This window comes from Streptomyces sp. NPDC046335 (assembly GCF_055587985.1).
In genome coordinates this window covers 89,573-104,429 of the sequence record NZ_JBVJFF010000010.1, presented here as the reverse complement: position 1 = coordinate 104,429, position 14,857 = coordinate 89,573, and the positions used below count along the sequence as shown (strand labels likewise).

The window sequence follows — 14,857 nt, the reverse complement described above, 5'->3', positions numbered from 1 at the left end:
CTCTGCTTGCAAGGAGGCAAGGATGACTGTGTCCGAATTTCCCGGTGTGCACGTCTTTCCCGGTGTGAGCGCCGCCGACCTGGACGTCGACGTGGCGCGGGACGTGGCGAACCTGTACGAGGACGGCATCACCGCACGGAAGGGGGCCTTCTCCAAGGAGTGGGCCGACCGGCTGCGCGAGGACATCGAGACCGCTTTCGAGGATGCGCGCGCCCGGCCCGGCGGCGCCGTGGGCCGCGGTCCCCACCGCTATTACGTGGAGATCCACCCCGAGCAACTGCGGGGCTTCGTCGACCTCGTCGACCACCCGTGGGTCCGCTCGGTGGCCACCGCCGTCCTCGGCCCCGGCTACCGCATAGTCGAGCTCGGCTTCGACGTCCCGCTCGAAGGCGCGGTGAACCAGCCGTGGCACCGCGACTTCCCCATCCCCGCCGAGACGCGCACCGAACGCCGGCTCACCTCCCTGGCCTTCAACGTCACCGCGGTCGACACCGCCGAGGACATGGGCCCCTTCGAGATTGCGCCCGGCACCCAGTGGGACGACGAACCGGACTTCGGGCACGGGATGTTCCCGCCCCGCGCGTCCTACGGCCGCTACCAGGAGCGCGCGGTGCGCAAGTACCCGCAGCGCGGCGACATCTCCGCCCGCACCGCCCTGACCATCCACCGCGGCACGAAGAACGAGTCCGCCAAGGCGCGGCCCGTGCTCGTCCTCGGTCTCGACGGCCCCGAGGCGGACAACGCCGACCGCCACGACACCGCCGTCACCCGGGCGTACTGGGAGGCGCTGCCGGAGCGGGTGCGCCGCCACCTGGACTGCCCGGTCGTCGACGAACTGACGCCCATCACGCAGAAGCACACCATCGAGGGCCTGGTCATGGGCGATGCCTGAGGCGACCAGGGTGGCCGACCGCCCACCGGCCCACCCCACGAGCACAGGCACAGGCACAGGCGCGGGGCGCCCCCCGGCGCTGGTCTACGCCGTCGCCGCGGTCTCGGCCCTCGGCGGCCTGCTCTTCGGCTACGACACCGGCATCATCTCCGGCGCCCTCCTCCACCTCCGCGACGACCTCGACCTCTCCTCGCGCGAGCAGGAGATCGTCGTCAGCGTCATCCTGCTCGGCGCCATGGCAGGCGCCCTGCTCTCGGGGCGCGCCGCCGTACGGCACGGCCGCCGCAAGGTGGTGGTGGCGGTAGCCGTGATCTTCGCCGTGGGCGCTGTGGCGGCGGCGGTCGCCCCCGGCGTGGGGACGCTGATCGCCGCGCGCTTCGTGCTCGGCCTGGCCGTGGGCGGAGCCTCCAACATGGTGCCCGTCTACATCGCGGAGCTGGCGCCCGCGGCCGTGCGCGGCAGGCTCATGGTGCTCTTCCAGCTCATGGTCGCCATCGGGCAGCTCATCGCCTACCTCTGCGGCTGGGCCCTGTCCGGCAGCGGCGGCTGGCGCGTCATGTTCGCCCTGGCCGTCATCCCCGCCGTGGCCCTGGCCGTCGGCATGCTGTTCCTGCCGGAGAGCCCGCGCTGGCTCATCGAGCAGAACCGCGCCGACGACGCGCTGCGCACCCTGCGGCGCCTTCGGCCCGCCGGAGCCGACGTGGCGTCCGAAGCGGCCGAGATCACCGCGGTGACGAAGAACACCCCGGCGGGCGGCGGGAGTTGGGGACAGCTCCGGCAGCGCTGGCTGCGCCCCGCCCTGCTGATCGCCGTGGGCATCGCGGCCTTCTCCCAGCTCACCGGGATCAACGCCATCGTCTACTACGCGCCGACGATCCTGGACGACGCGGGCTTCGGCGACTCGGTGGCGCTGCTCACCGGCATCGGCATCGGCGCGATGCTCGTCGTGGCCGGGGTGGTGGGCGCCATCGCGGTCGACAAGGCGGGGCGGCGCCGCACGATGCTGTGGTTCCTGCCGGGCTCGGCGCTCGCCATGGCGGTGCTCGCGCTCGCCTTCTCCACCTCCACGCACTCCGCGGCGCAACGCTGGACAGTGATCATCTCGCTGTTCGCGTACATCCTGTTCAACGGCGTGGGCATGCAGGCGGTCGTCTGGCTGATCGGCCCGGAGATCCTGCCGCTCTCCGTGCGCGGCCCGGCCACCAGCCTGGCCACGCTGTCCGTGTGGGGCTTCGACCTCCTCATCGCCATGACCGCCCTGACGGCCATCAACACCATCGGCCGCTCCGGCACCTTCCTCTTCTACGCACTGATGAACGTCGCCTGCATCGTCTTCGTGGTGGCGAAGGTGCCGGAGACGAAGGGACGGAGCCTGGAGAGCATCGAGCGGGCGCTGCACAGCCCGCTGCCCTTCCGCAGGGCCCTGGAGAAGAGGTGACCGGGTTACGCGGCCGGGTCCCGGTCAGAGGCCGGCCAGACGTAGGGCAGGTCGTCGGGGACGCCGGGGAAGCGCTCCGCGTAGATCTCCGGGGCCTTGCGCACCAGCGCCGACCGGTGGCTGTGGTGGAAGGCGTGGTCACCCAGCCAGGGCGGCAGCTCGCCCGCCTCGGCGAGCTGCTCCTGGCTCCGTACGGCGGCGCCGGGGCGATGGCCGCCGAAGTCGGTGATCATCGTGGCCGCGCACGTGTCGGCGCGCCCCTGCGCCACCCACTCGGCACACACGTCGAGTCCGTAGCGGACCAGGGCCTCCTCGTAGCCGGTCCACATGCGCACCGCCGGATGGTTCCGCCATCCGTAGCCGGGCACGGTCAGACCGCGCAGCACCTGGAGGGCCTCGACCCGCTGCTTGCCCAGGCGCGCCCGGTCCAGGACCGCGGCGGACCGGGCGAAGTCGGGGTACGGGAGAAAGGTCTGCACACGGGATGCCTACCGCGGCGGGCCCGTTCTCATACGGGGGTCGGGGCGCACGGTATCCGGCCGGTCAGGGCAGCGGGCCGCCGCGGGCGGTGACCCACAGGTCGTACCACTCCTCATGGGTGAGGTCGGGTTCGCGCCGCACGGCGTCGCGGCAGGCGCGGATGCGCTCGGGCCTGCTGGTCCCGATGACCGGGGCGATCCGGGCCGGATGGCGCTGGAGCCACCACAGCAACACCGTCTCCGGCGTCGTGCCCTTGCGGTCCGCGAGGCCGGCGACGAGCCGGGCGGCCGGCGAGTCCTGGCCGCCGGTGTAGCGGCCCTGGGCCAGGGCGCCCCACGCCTGGAGCTGGATCTTGTGCGCGTGGCAGTACTCGACCGTCCCGTGCGGGAAGCCGTTGCCTGCGGCGGCCTCGGTGTTCACGAGGACACCGGACTCCACCCAGTCCCTGCGGGCCAGACTCATCTCCAGCTGGTCGGCGACGAGAGGCAGGTCGAGATGGGCCTGAAGGAGCGCTATCTGTGCGCCGCTCATGTTCGACACGCCGAAGCTCCGCACCAGGCCCTGCCCGTGCAGGGAGGTGAGCGCCTCCGCGATCTCCTCCGGTCCCGTCAGCGGATCGGGCCGGTGCAGGAGCAGTACGTCGATGACGTCGGTGCGCAGCCGGGTGAGGCTCTCCTCGACGCGCCGCACGACGGTCTTCGCCCGCAGGTCGTACATGCCCGGCAGGCCGCCGTCGGCCTGCCTGATGCCGCACTTGGTCTGGAGGACGACGCGGTCCCGCAGCTCGGGCGCCCTGGCCAGCACTTCGCCGAAGACCGACTCGGCCTTGCCGCGCCGGTAGATGTCGGCGTGGTCGAACGCCGTGATCCCGATGTCGAGCGCCGCCTCGACGGCGGCCTCCGCGTGGGCGATGTCCGCGGCGGTGTACGGCTCGTCGTCCCAGGTGCCGCCGAGTCCCATGCACCCGTACAGCGGCCGGCCGGTGCGCGCGTCGGTCTGCGCTGTCATGCGTTCCCCTCTTCCCTTTTCCTTCTCGGTGTCTTCCTTCTCGTGCCTGTTCACGCTTTTAGCGCGGCCGCCAGCATCTCGGCCGCGGCGAGCACCGGCAGCTGGGTGTTGGCCGCCGGAACCGTCGGCAGGATCGAGGCGTCCACGACCCGCAGACCGCTGACGCCGCGCACCCGCCCCTCCCCGTCGACCACCGCGTACGGATCGTCCGGCGCACCCATGGCGCATGTGCCGACGGGATGCCAGTACGTGCCTACCCGGCCCCGGAGTTCCTGATCCGGCAGATCCCGTACGGGCGGGCCGTCCGCCGGGTCCGCCAGGGACTTCAGCGGCCCGGTGGCGGCCATTTCCTCGGCCATGCGCAGGCCCGAGCGGAGAACGGCGATGTCATGGCCGTCCTCGTCCGAGAGGAAGGCGGGCTCGATGTCCGGGTCGGCGGTGGGATCGGCGGAGCGCAGCCGGACATGACCGCGTGACCTGGGCTTCATCAGGAAGGTGGCGATGCCCGCCTCGTACTGCCCCGGCGGCAGGGAACCGAACAGGGGCGGGCCCGCGACGGGGTTGATGTGCAGGTCCCAGGCGCCCTCGGGGCAGTACGGGCTCGCCGCCCTGACCAGCATCCGGCTGACGTACAGATCGCCGGCGGCCTCCTGCTCGGCCAGGCGCGCGTTCAGGCCGGCGGTCGGGCGCAGCGGCAGGAAGACGCCGGGCTGGTCGGTGAGGTTGGCGCCGACGCCGGGCAGGTCGAGCACGGGCCGTACGCCGCTCGACGCCAGTCGGTCGGCGGGCCCGATCCCGCTGCGGAGCAGCACGGCGGGCGACCCGAAGGTGCCGCATGCCACCACGTAGGTGTCGGCCCGCAGGGTCGTGGGCCCGTGGTCCATGAGGATGTCGACGCCGTGCACGCGCCCGGTGCGGACGGTCAGCCGGTCCACGGTGGCGCGTTCGAGGATCGTCAGGTTCGGGCGGGCGCGCGCCTCGTCCAGGTAGGCGAAGGCGGCGTTGGCGCGGACTCCGTCGACGGCGTTGAGCAGCGGGGTCCCGTATCCGGGACCGCCGGGTGCGGCCATGTCGACCTCGGGGTGGCCGAGGGCGCGGGCCGCGGCCAGGGCCGCGTGGCTCCATGCCGAGTGCTCGTGCTCCGGTACCGTCCTGAGGTCCATCCGCGCCGCCGCCGCACGGCGGAAGGGCTCCATCGCGGCGGCCGTCCACCGCGGGCCGCCCGCCCGCGCCCACTCGGCGTGGTCGGCCTCGGAACCCCAGGTGTGCCAGCAGCCGTTGACGCAGGAGGAGCCGCCGAGGACGCGGGCGCGGATGCGGTGGGCGGCGGTGCGCCGCTCCCACACGTCGTCGCGGGGCAGGGCGCGGGCGTTGAGCAGCTTCGCGGGCCAGTCCCGCCGTCGCGGGCCGTAGTCGCGGCCCGCCTCCACCAGGCAGACCGAGCGGCCGGGGTCCTCGCTCAGCCGGGCCGCGAGGACGCAGCCCGCCACGCCGCCGCCGAGGACGACGACGTCGTAGCCGGTCGCGGGTGTCGGGCCCGTCATGCCCGGCCGCCGTGCTCGGCGACCCGGGCGAGGAGCTGGTCCCGGCGGATGACGTCGGTGCGGGTGGCGGGCACCGTACAGGCGTGGGCACCGGCGATGGAGCCGTACAGGGCGCAGCTCATGGGTGGTTCGCCGGCCAGCAGCCCGAAGAGGTAGCCCGCGGCGAAGGCGTCACCGGCACCGTTGGAGTCCACCACCGGGGCCGGGGGAGCGACGGCCGGCACATGGGTGACCTCGGCGCCGGTCTCGCCGCCGGTGAGGAGGTACGCCCCCTCGGCACCGGCGGTGGCGACGACCACCTGGGCACGGCCGCGCGCGGCGATCCGCCGCATGGTCCGCTCGGGGTCGGCCAGGGCGGCCGTCGACAGGAACACCAGGTCGGCCTCGTACGCGAACGCCTCGTGGTAGGGGTCGTCGCCGTCCCAGTTGTGCAGGTCCGTCGAGATGGACACCCCGGCCGCGCGCAGGGTGGGCAGGGCGTCGGCACAGGGCTGGGTGAGGGAGACGTGGGCGTGCCGGCTCGCTCCGGCGAGCGCCGCGACCGTGGCGGTCGGCAGCCGGTCGGTCTCGTGGGAGCGGGTGTTGTCGTACAGCGAGAGCCGCAGGCCGTCGGGGGAGACGAGGTTGACGGCGCGCTTGGTGCCGGCGGCCAGCGGGACGTCGGTGAGCGCGATGCCCCGGTCGCGGTGGAGCGCGCGGACCAGCTCGCCCGGGTGGTCGTCACCGATCAGGTCCATGTGGTGGGTGCGCAGCCCGAGGGCGTGGACGCCCATCGCCACGAAGTCACCGGTCTGCCCGGCCCGCATCTCGATGGAGGGGACCATGTGGCTGTCGGCGAAGGGCAGCGGCAGCTCGGGGACGTACACGATCGTGTCCACCCCCGCACCACCCAGGACGAGCACGTCGATGTCAGTGGGCACGGATCCTCCTGGCGGGGGCTGGTGGCGGCGCGGCTGGGCTGGTCGGACCCGGGCCGGAATGCAGTCAAGCACGGCGACTGATCACGATGGAAGAGTTTGTGCAATCTTTCAGACTGCTTGCAGGTGAAGCCGCCTGGACGGTGTGCAAGTGGGGGAGGTTGGGGCTCGAAGTGGGCTCTGTGGTGGACGAGTTCACCTGGACGCAAGGGGTTGACCCTTCAACGGGCGGCACTTAAGGTCCGTCGCAATATGTTTCTGCAAGGCGGCAGAAAAGTTTCAAGTGCCGTCGTGTACGGCGCCGTTACGGCCGCGGAGTTCCCCCACCCCGCGTCGGCGCCGGCCCCTCTCCCCCCACTCAGAGGAGGACCTCCGATGTACGGCCGAACAACACGATCCCGCAGGCGTACCGCCCTGGCCACGGCCCTTGTCGCGGCCGCGGCGGGCAGTCTCGGCATAGGTGCGCAGGCACAGGCCGCCCCGGCCCCCGCCCCGGCGAAGGCGAAGGCGGCGGCCGGCGAGAAGGACGTCACCGCCGTGATGTTCGAGTGGAACTTCGACTCGATCGCACAAGCCTGTACGGACACACTCGGACCGGCCGGATACGGCTACGTCCAGACCTCACCCCCGCAGGAGCGGCTGACAGGACCGGCCTGGTGGACCGCCTACCAGCCGGTCAGCTACAAGATCGCCTCACGCCTGGGCGACCGGGCCGCGTTCAAGGGCATGGTGGACACCTGTCACAAGGCGGGCGTCAAGGTCGTCGCGGACGCGGTCATCAACCACATGACCAACGCCCAGGGCACCGGCTCGGGCGGCACCGAGTTCACCAAGTACGACTACCCGGGCGTCTACGCGGCCCAGGACATGGACGACTGCCAACAGGACATCAAGGACTACACCAAGCGCGAGGAGAGCCAGAACTGCGAGCTCGGCGGCCTCGCCGACCTCGACACGGGCGAGGACCACGTCCGCAAGACCATCGCCGGATACCTCAACGACCTGCTCGGCCTCGGCGTCGACGGCTTCCGCATCGACGCGGCCAAGCACATCCCGGCGGACGACCTGAAGGCCATCAAGGCGCAGCTCACCGACCCGGACGTGCCCTGGAAGCAGGAGACGCTGCCAGGACCCGGCGAGGAGGTCCAGCCCGGCGAGTACCTCGGCACCGGGCTCGCCCAGGAGTTCAACTACGCCTACGCGCTCAAGGGCGCCTTCGACAGCGGCGGCCTGGCCGGACTGAAGAACATCGCGGACGGCAAACTGCCCTCCGAATCCGCCGGGGTCTTCGTCGCCAACCACGACACCGAGCGCCAGGGCAACGTCCTCACCTACAAGCAGGGCGCCCCCTACACCCTGGCCCACGTCTTCATGCTCGCCTTCCCCTACGGCACCCCGGACGTCCACTCCGGCTACGCCTTCACGAACAAGGACGACGGCCCGCCCGCCGACGGCAAGGCCGACTGCTCCGGCGACGCCTGGGTGTGCCAGCACGCGCAGAAGGAGATCACCGCCATGGTCGGTTTCCGCAACGCCGTGGGCGACGCCGAACTCACCGACTGGTGGGACGACGGAGGCAGCGCCGTGGCCTTCGGCCGGGGCGCCAAGGGCTTCGTCGCCGTCAACGGCGGGGACGGCGAGCTCAAGCAGACCTTCAAGACCTCGCTGCCCGCGGGCGAGTACTGCGACGTGCAGGCGGGCAAGCCCGTCACCGTGAACGACGGCGGGCAGCTCACGGCCACCGTCGCCGCGAAGAGCGCACTCGCGCTCCACGTGGACGCGCGGAGCTGCGCCTGACCGACCCGGCCTGACCCGACCCGAACCGACATCCACAACCCCGTCCCCCAGAGCTGTGCGGACGAACCTGGTTGCCCGGCGCCCGCGGCCCACGCCGCCCGCGCCGGGCAATCGGCGTTGTCCGCGACCACCACGAAGGAGCCCACACCCGTGACCCGCGTCCGATGGAGATCGGCCGTCCTGCTGGCCCTCGCGCCCCTGGCCGCCCTCCTGCCCGCGAACCACCAGCCGGCGGCAGCCGCACCCGCCCCGCCGCCCTCCGACGCCGCACTCGCCGCACAACCCACCCGGCACGACCTCACCCGCGAGCAGTTCTACCTGGCGATGCCCGACCGCTTCGCCAACGGCGACCGCGCCAACGACCGGGGCGGACTCACCGGAGGGCGCGAAACCACCGGCTTCGACCCGGACGACGACGCCTTCTTCCAAGGCGGTGACCTCAAGGGCATCACGAAGAAACTCGACTACATCAAGGGCCTCGGCACCACCGCGATCTGGCTGACCCCGGTCTTCGAGAACCTGCCCGTACAGGAGCGGGGCGGGCGGCCGGTCGCCAACTACCACGGCTACGCCATCACCGACTTCACCCGTGTCGACCCGCACTTCGGCACCGACGAGGAACTGACCGAGCTGGTCGACAAGGCGCACGCCAAGGGCATGAAGGTCTTCTTCGACGTCGTGACCAACCACACCGCCGACGTCATCCACCCCGCCGAGAAGGAGTCCGGCTACCGGTCGAAGGGGTCGCACCCCTACCTGGACACCACGGGCCGCCCCTTCGACGACAGCGCGGGCATGCGCCCCGTCGACGACGGCGGCTTCCCCTACACCCCGCGGATCGCGGACGCCGACCGGCACGCCAAGACCCCGGCCTGGCTCAACGACCCCACCATGTACCACAACCGCGGCGACTCCACCTTCGCCGGGGAGAGCGGCCTCAACGGCGACTTCATGGGCAACGACGACCTGTGGACCGAACGCCCCGAAGTCGTCGACGGCATGAAGCGCGTCTACGAGCGCTGGGTACGCGACTTCGGCATCGACGGTTTCCGCGTGGACACCGCCAAGAACGTCAACATGGAGTTCTGGACCCAGTGGGCCCGCGCGCTCGACACCTACGCGGCCACCCGGGGCAAGAAGGACTTCCTCATCTTCGCCGAGGCGTTCTCCGCCGACCCCGCCATCACCGCCCCCTATGTGACACAGGGCGGCCTCGACTCCACCCTGGACTTCCCCTTCCAGGCCATCGCCCGCAACTCCGCCTCGCGCGAGGGCCCGCCCCGTGACCTGTCCCGCCTCTACGCCCAGGACTACCGCTACACCACCGGCAAGGCCAACGCCTACGAGCAGGTGACCTTCCTCGGCAGCCACGACATGGGCCGCATCGGCGGCCTCATCGCCCAGGACAACCCCGGCGCGAGCGACGCGGAGCTGCTGCGCCGGGACCGCCTCGCCCACGAGCTGATGTTCTTCGGCCGCGGCAATCCCGTCGTCTACGCGGGCGACGAGCAGGGCTTCACCGGCCCCGGCGGTGACAACGCCGCACGCCAGCCCCTGTTCGCCACCGACGCCCCGGCCTACCGCGACGACGACCAGATCGGCACCGGCCGCACCCACGCACAGGACGCCTACGACACCCGGCATCCGCTGTACCGCGCCATCTCCCGCCTCGCCAAGCTGACGAAACGCCACCCGGCCCTGCGCGACGGCGTCTTCAGCGAGCGGTACCCGGGCCCCGCCGACGGGCCCGGCGTGTACGCCTACTCCCGTACGGACGCCAAGAAGCGCGTCGAGTACGTCGTGGCGCACAACAACGCCTCCGAGGCGAAGACGGTACGGATCCCGACCGGCGCGGCCCACCGGCGCCACACCCCGCTGTACGGCACCACGGACGCCCCGGTCCGCAGCGGCGCGGACCGGCACATCACCGTCACCGTCCCCGCGCTCTCCACCCTGGTGCTGAAGGCCGACAGGCCCCTGCCGGGACCGAGCGCACGGCCCCACGTCACGCTGACCGCGCCGAAGGAGGGCGCCACCGGCACGGTCGAACTCACCGCCGACGTGGACGGCGGCGAACTCAACCGCGTCGTCTTCGCCGCACAACAGGGCGAAGGCCCCTGGCAGGTGCTCGGCTCCGCCGACCACGCCCCCTACAAGGTCACCCAGCAGGTCGACCCCAAGCTGCCCGAGGGCACCGAACTGCGCTACAAGGCGGTGGCCGTGGACAGCCGCGGGCGCACCGCGCACGACCTCGCCACCAGCAGCACGGGCCCCACCCCACCGGCAACCACGCCCACCGTCCGGCGCGGCTACGCCGTCGTGCACTACCAGCGGCCCGGCGGCGACTACGACGGCTGGCGGCTGCGGACCGGCACGGACGGTGCGGGCGCCGCCTTCACCGGCCGTGACGCGTACGGCGCCTTCGCCTGGGTGAAGCTCGGCAAGGGCGCCGAGACCGTCTCGTACACCGTCGAGAAGGACGGCACCACCGACGGGCCCGAGCGCTCCGTCGACCTGACCCGCACCGGCGAGGTGTGGATCACCGAGGGGCAGGGCGGCCAGCGCGAACAGCGGCCGCAAGGCGCCTACCCGCCGTCGGACGGCTCCACGGCCGTCCTGCACTACCACCGGCCCGACGGCGACTACGACGGCTGGGGGCTGCACGTGTGGGACGGTGCCGCCACGCCGTCCGACTGGGACGTCCCCGTGCGGCCGGTGCGCACCGACGCCTACGGACTCGTCTTCGAGGTGAAGCTGAAGCCCGGCGCGCGCAGCCTCAGTTACACCTTCCACAAGGGCAACGACAAGGACGTGGCCGACGACGAGGCCCTGGACATCGGCCTGTACGGGAACGAGGTGTGGCGTGTCGCGGGCGAGCAGGCGTATCTGACGCCGGCGCTCGGCGGCTCACTCGGCCTCGATCTCGCGCGGTCCCACGTCAGGTGGCTCGACGAGTCCACCGTCGCCTGGCCGGAGGGCGGTGCGGGAGTGGCCTCGCGCCAGCTCGTCCACGCGCCAGGTGGCGGCATCACCCTTCGGGACGGCGCGCTCTCCGACGAGGGGCACTGGCTGCGGCTGCGCCCCGCCGGGGCGGACGCCGCGCGCCGGTACGGGCTCGCGGAGGGGGAGACGGCCCTCACCGTCGACCCGCGCGACCGGGACCGCATCCCCGACGCGCGACGCGCCCGGCAGCTCCTGGCCACCGAGCGCGCCGCGGACGGGGCTCTCCTGGGAGCCACGGGCGTACGGAAGAGCTAGGGCGAGCGGAAGGCGCCCGCCAGGTCGCGGGCGCCTTCCTCCACCCCGCGGACCGCGATGCCGCGCGTGGCGGGCAGCGCCGCCAGGAACGTGCTGGACAGGCAGGCGTTCCGGGGCCGGGACGCATAGCGGCTCAGCGCCTTCGGCACGGGCCGCACCAGGCCGGCCGGGAGGTGCAGGCCCCGGGCGATCACGGTGGCCCACTCCGCGCGGCTGATCCGGTCGGGGCCGCCCAGGTGGAGCACCGGAGGGAGCGGGTCCACGCTCGTCAGGAGCGCGGCCACCACCTCGGCCACGTCGTCGACGTGCACGGGCGTCGTCCACTGGTCCTCAGGGGCCTCGACGGGCGCTCCGGCGCGCAGCCGGTGGGCGCAGGCGGCGAAGTAGTTGAGCCACTTGCCGGCGTCCGCGGGCTCATGGCCGTAGACCAGGCTCACCCGCAGCGAGACCGCGTCGGCGGCGCGGGCGAGCAGTAGCTCCTCGGCCCGGCGCTTGGCCCGTCCGTAGGCGTTCGCCGGGGAGACGGGCGTGGCCTCGGTGTTCTCCGGCGAACCGCCGTCGAAGACGTTGTCCGTGGAGATCATGACGATGCGTGAACGTCCGCCGAGGGCCGCGAAGGAGGCGGCCACCGCTGAGTGCGCGCGGGCCGCCTCCTCGGGGTGTGCCTCGCACCAGGTGACGTCCGAGGGGCCGTGCACCAGGACGATGCGGCGGGGCCGCAGCCGTGACACCAGACGGCCGCAGGCCTCCGCGTCGGTGGCGTCAAGGGCGGACCAGCGTGCCCCGTACTCCTCCGGGGGGTCGGCGGGGTGACCGCGCGAGACGAGGGTGACCGCGTCGCCCGCCGCCACGAGGCGGCGGGCGATGCCCGTGCCGACGAAACCGCTGCCGACGACGAGCGAGGACACGCGCCTCACCGCGCCGCCCGCCCGGTCCGAGCCGGATGGCGGGCGGCGAGCAGCCGGCCCGCGCCGATCAACCCGTGGTCGTCGTCGGGCGCGCCGAGCGTGACCATGGCGTCGATCCGCTCCGGCGTGAGCCCGAAGCAGCCCTGCCGCGCCAGCTCCTCGACCAGGAGCTGCCGGTAGCGCTCGCCGACGGCCAGCGCGAAGCCGCCCACGATGATGTAGCGGCACACCCCCACCGAGGCGAAGACGGCGCCGATCGCCCGCGCGAGGTGTACGAGGGCGCCACGCAGCACGCCGGTGGCGAAGGGGTCGCCCTCGGCGAGCGCCTTGGCGAGGGCCGGGTTCTCGACGCGGTCCTCGCACAGCTCCGCGAGGCGGGAGCGGGCGAATCCGTCCGGGTCGGCGGCCGCCGCGCGCCGGGCCGCGGCGAGCACGCCCCGGCCCGAGGCGATGGCGCCGAGGTGGCCCCGGCCCCCGCAGTCGCACAGCGGCGCATCCGGGGAGGGGTCGCAGGTCCAGTGGCCCAGTTCGCCGCCGTGGCCCGCCGGGTGCAGCAGCACGTCACCGTCCCGGAAGACCTTGTTGCCGATGCCCGAGCTGACGGTCAGCAGGCAGAAGGGCTCCTGCTCCGTGGCCGCGTACCGCCAGGCCGCCGCCGTGAGGTCGTTGACGACGGTGACGGGTCTGCCGAGCCGTTCGGTGAGCAGGGCGCCGAGCGGCAGGGGATCGCCGCTGCGCCCCCATACCGTCGGTGCCGCGAGGACCAGGCCGTCCGCGGTGATCGGCCCGGCGAAGGCGACCCCGACAGGACCCGGCGCGCGCCCGGCCGTGTGCCGCGACACCTCACGTACGAGCTGTTCCACCATCCGCTCCTGGAGCACGGGGACACAGGCGCCGGGATCGCGGGCCATGCCGTCGACCGGCATCCGCCGCACGCGGGTCAGTTCGCCGGTGGCGGGCGCGTACGTGCCCACCCGGAGCGTGGTGCCGCCCACGTCGACGACGGTGTGTTCGGGGTCAGCCGTGATGGTGGCCGTCGGCACGGAGTTCCTCCTCGAAGACCAGCAGGTGCAGGTCGGTGTCACGGTCGTTCAGGAGCCCGTGCTCGCCATGGGGAAGGTTGACGACGATGTCGCCGGGGCCCACGCGGAACTCCTCGCCGTCCCGGTACATCAGGCCGTCACCGGCGAGCACGACGTACGTCTCGTGGTCCGCGCCGTGCCGGTGGCGCCCGATGGAGGTGCCCGGCGGCAGCACGGCGAGGTCGATGAACTCGGCGCCGGGGCCGCCCGGTCCGCGGGTGAACACGCGGTGCGCCAGGATCGTGCCGAGCCCGCCGTGGTCGTGCTCCTTGCCGGCGAGGAGGTCCCGCAGGTTGGGTACGCGGTCGGTCATCGCGTCGCTCCCTTCGTGGCCGGAGAGGTGCGCGGGGCGCGGGCGGCCCGGGTGGCGAGCGCGTCGAGGGCCTCGCGCAGGACCTCCTGGGGGATGTCCTCCAGTTCGTCGACGAAGCCCGCCTTGCCGATCCCGGTGGGCACCACCAGGTGGAGCTTGCGGCCCCGGCGCTGCCAGGAGGCCCACAGGGCCTGCGTCATCTGGTCGGGCGTGCACGTCGCTGCGTCGTGGACGGGCAGGCCGATCCGCTCGAGGAGCGTGACGATCCGCTCGCAGGTGCCGGCGTCCGCGAGACCGAGCAGCCGGGCGAGGTGGGCGGAGAGCGCCATGTCGACGGCGACCGCCTCGCCGTGCTCAAGGCGGTGGCCGCCCGCCGTCTCGATGACGGGGCTGAAGGTGTGGCCGAAGTCGACCAGGCGCGCGAGCTCCTTCTCGCGGAGGTTGGGGCAGAGTTCCTCCATCATCAGCCGCATCGACGTACGGATGACGTACGTCTCCAGCTCCGCGTTGGCCGAGTGGCCGGGGCGCCGGAAGACGTCCGGGTGCCGCTCCAGGGCCTGGAACAGGTCACCGTCGAGGATCACCGCCATCTTCACGATCTCGGCGAGACCGCAGCGGATCTCGCGGGCCGGCAGGGTGTCGAGGAGCGCGGGGTCGTTCAGCGAGGCGTGGGCGGGGTGGTAGGCGCCGAACATGTTCTTCGTGTGCAGGCCGTTGACCCCCGTCTTGACGCCGACACCGACGTCGACCTGACCGACCAGGGTGGTGTTGACCTTGATGTAGCGGATGCCGCGCGAGTACATGGAGGCGGCGAAGCCGACGATGTCGGCGACGATCCCGCCGCCCACCGCGAGCATCACGCCGTGCCGGTCGAGCCCGGCGGCCTTGGCGGTCGCGCACACCTGCTCGGCGGAGGTGAGCGACTTGTTGTGTTCCCCGGACGGGATCGGGTGGACGCTCCAGCTGTCCGGCTCCAGACGCGCGCCCAGGTAGGCGCGCAACTGCCGCCCGTAGAGGCGTTCCACGGTGGGCCCCACGAAGGCCACCACGCGGCGCCCCTCCAGGTGGCGGGCAAGAAGCGGGTTGTCCGGGGAGAAGACCCCGTCGGTGACGTCGACCCGGTAGCCGGTGCCGTCCGGTGCGTGCAGGTCGAAGCCTCCGGCGTCCTCACGGACGCCCGCGGCCTCGGCAAGAACCTGGCCTGCCATCTCTCTCCTCGG

11 protein-coding genes and 1 pseudogene are annotated in these 14,857 nt (G+C 72.7%); 4 read left to right on the top strand and 8 right to left on the bottom strand.

Going from position 1 to position 14,857, the window contains the following annotated elements:
* Positions 1-22: 22 nt before the first annotated feature.
* Entirely contained in the window at positions 23-892 is an 870-nt protein-coding gene (locus ACZ6JY_RS24955) for a phytanoyl-CoA dioxygenase family protein (protein ID WP_469198974.1), read from the top strand.
* Positions 885-2,330: a sugar porter family MFS transporter gene (locus tag ACZ6JY_RS24950; RefSeq protein ID WP_469198972.1), complete on the top strand. Its 1,446-nt coding sequence runs from the start codon at positions 885-887 to the stop codon at positions 2,328-2,330. The genes ACZ6JY_RS24955 and ACZ6JY_RS24950 overlap by 8 nt, the downstream gene beginning before the upstream one ends.
* Positions 2,331-2,335: 5 nt before the next feature.
* Here ACZ6JY_RS24950 and ACZ6JY_RS24945 read toward each other — a convergent pair whose 3' ends face one another.
* The 4 genes from ACZ6JY_RS24945 to ACZ6JY_RS24930 form a co-directional block, all read right to left on the bottom strand.
* The gene (locus tag ACZ6JY_RS24945) at positions 2,336-2,809 is read right to left on the bottom strand and encodes an MSMEG_6728 family protein (protein WP_469198970.1); all 474 of its coding nucleotides are present in this window, start codon (positions 2,807-2,809) and stop codon (positions 2,336-2,338) included.
* 64 nt (positions 2,810-2,873) lie between these two features.
* Positions 2,874-3,818: an aldo/keto reductase gene (locus tag ACZ6JY_RS24940; RefSeq protein WP_469198968.1), complete on the bottom strand. Its 945-nt coding sequence runs from the start codon at positions 3,816-3,818 to the stop codon at positions 2,874-2,876.
* A 50-nt stretch (positions 3,819-3,868) separates the two neighbouring features.
* Positions 3,869-5,362 carry a GMC family oxidoreductase gene (locus ACZ6JY_RS24935; protein WP_469198966.1) on the bottom strand — a complete coding sequence of 498 codons (1,494 nt, stop codon included), beginning with the start codon at positions 5,360-5,362 and terminating at the stop codon, positions 3,869-3,871.
* The gene (locus ACZ6JY_RS24930; protein WP_469198964.1) at positions 5,359-6,282 is read right to left on the bottom strand and encodes an adenosine kinase; all 924 of its coding nucleotides are present in this window, start codon (positions 6,280-6,282) and stop codon (positions 5,359-5,361) included. Before ACZ6JY_RS24930 ends, ACZ6JY_RS24935 begins: the two co-directional genes overlap by 4 nt.
* Before the next feature lie 372 nt (positions 6,283-6,654).
* On the opposite strand from ACZ6JY_RS24930, the pseudogene ACZ6JY_RS24925 reads away from it, so the two are divergent.
* Positions 6,655-8,070: pseudogene (locus tag ACZ6JY_RS24925) on the top strand (alpha-amylase); the annotation flags it as partial.
* A 156-nt stretch (positions 8,071-8,226) separates the two neighbouring features.
* Positions 8,227-11,334: an alpha-amylase family glycosyl hydrolase gene (locus ACZ6JY_RS24920; RefSeq protein WP_469198962.1), complete on the top strand. Its 3,108-nt coding sequence runs from the start codon at positions 8,227-8,229 to the stop codon at positions 11,332-11,334.
* On the opposite strand, the gene ACZ6JY_RS24915 is transcribed toward ACZ6JY_RS24920, so the two are convergent.
* Genes ACZ6JY_RS24915 through ACZ6JY_RS24900 form a run of 4 tightly spaced genes read right to left on the bottom strand, consistent with a single transcriptional unit; the run spans position 11,331 to position 14,845 of the window.
* The gene (locus ACZ6JY_RS24915; RefSeq protein WP_469198960.1) at positions 11,331-12,242 is read right to left on the bottom strand and encodes an SDR family oxidoreductase; all 912 of its coding nucleotides are present in this window, start codon (positions 12,240-12,242) and stop codon (positions 11,331-11,333) included. The genes ACZ6JY_RS24920 and ACZ6JY_RS24915 overlap by 4 nt on opposite strands.
* Positions 12,243-12,247: 5 nt before the next feature.
* On the bottom strand, positions 12,248-13,285 hold the full coding sequence (locus ACZ6JY_RS24910; protein WP_469198958.1) for an ROK family protein: 1,038 nt from the start codon (positions 13,283-13,285) through the stop codon (positions 12,248-12,250).
* A complete protein-coding gene (locus tag ACZ6JY_RS24905; RefSeq protein ID WP_469198956.1) occupies positions 13,260-13,637 on the bottom strand; it encodes a cupin domain-containing protein in 378 nt (125 codons plus the stop codon). Before ACZ6JY_RS24905 ends, ACZ6JY_RS24910 begins: the two co-directional genes overlap by 26 nt.
* Positions 13,634-14,845 (bottom strand): sedoheptulose 7-phosphate cyclase, encoded by a 1,212-nt coding sequence (locus ACZ6JY_RS24900; protein WP_469198954.1) that lies wholly within the window; start codon positions 14,843-14,845, stop codon positions 13,634-13,636. The genes ACZ6JY_RS24905 and ACZ6JY_RS24900 overlap by 4 nt, the downstream gene beginning before the upstream one ends.
* Positions 14,846-14,857: the final 12 nt, after the last annotated feature.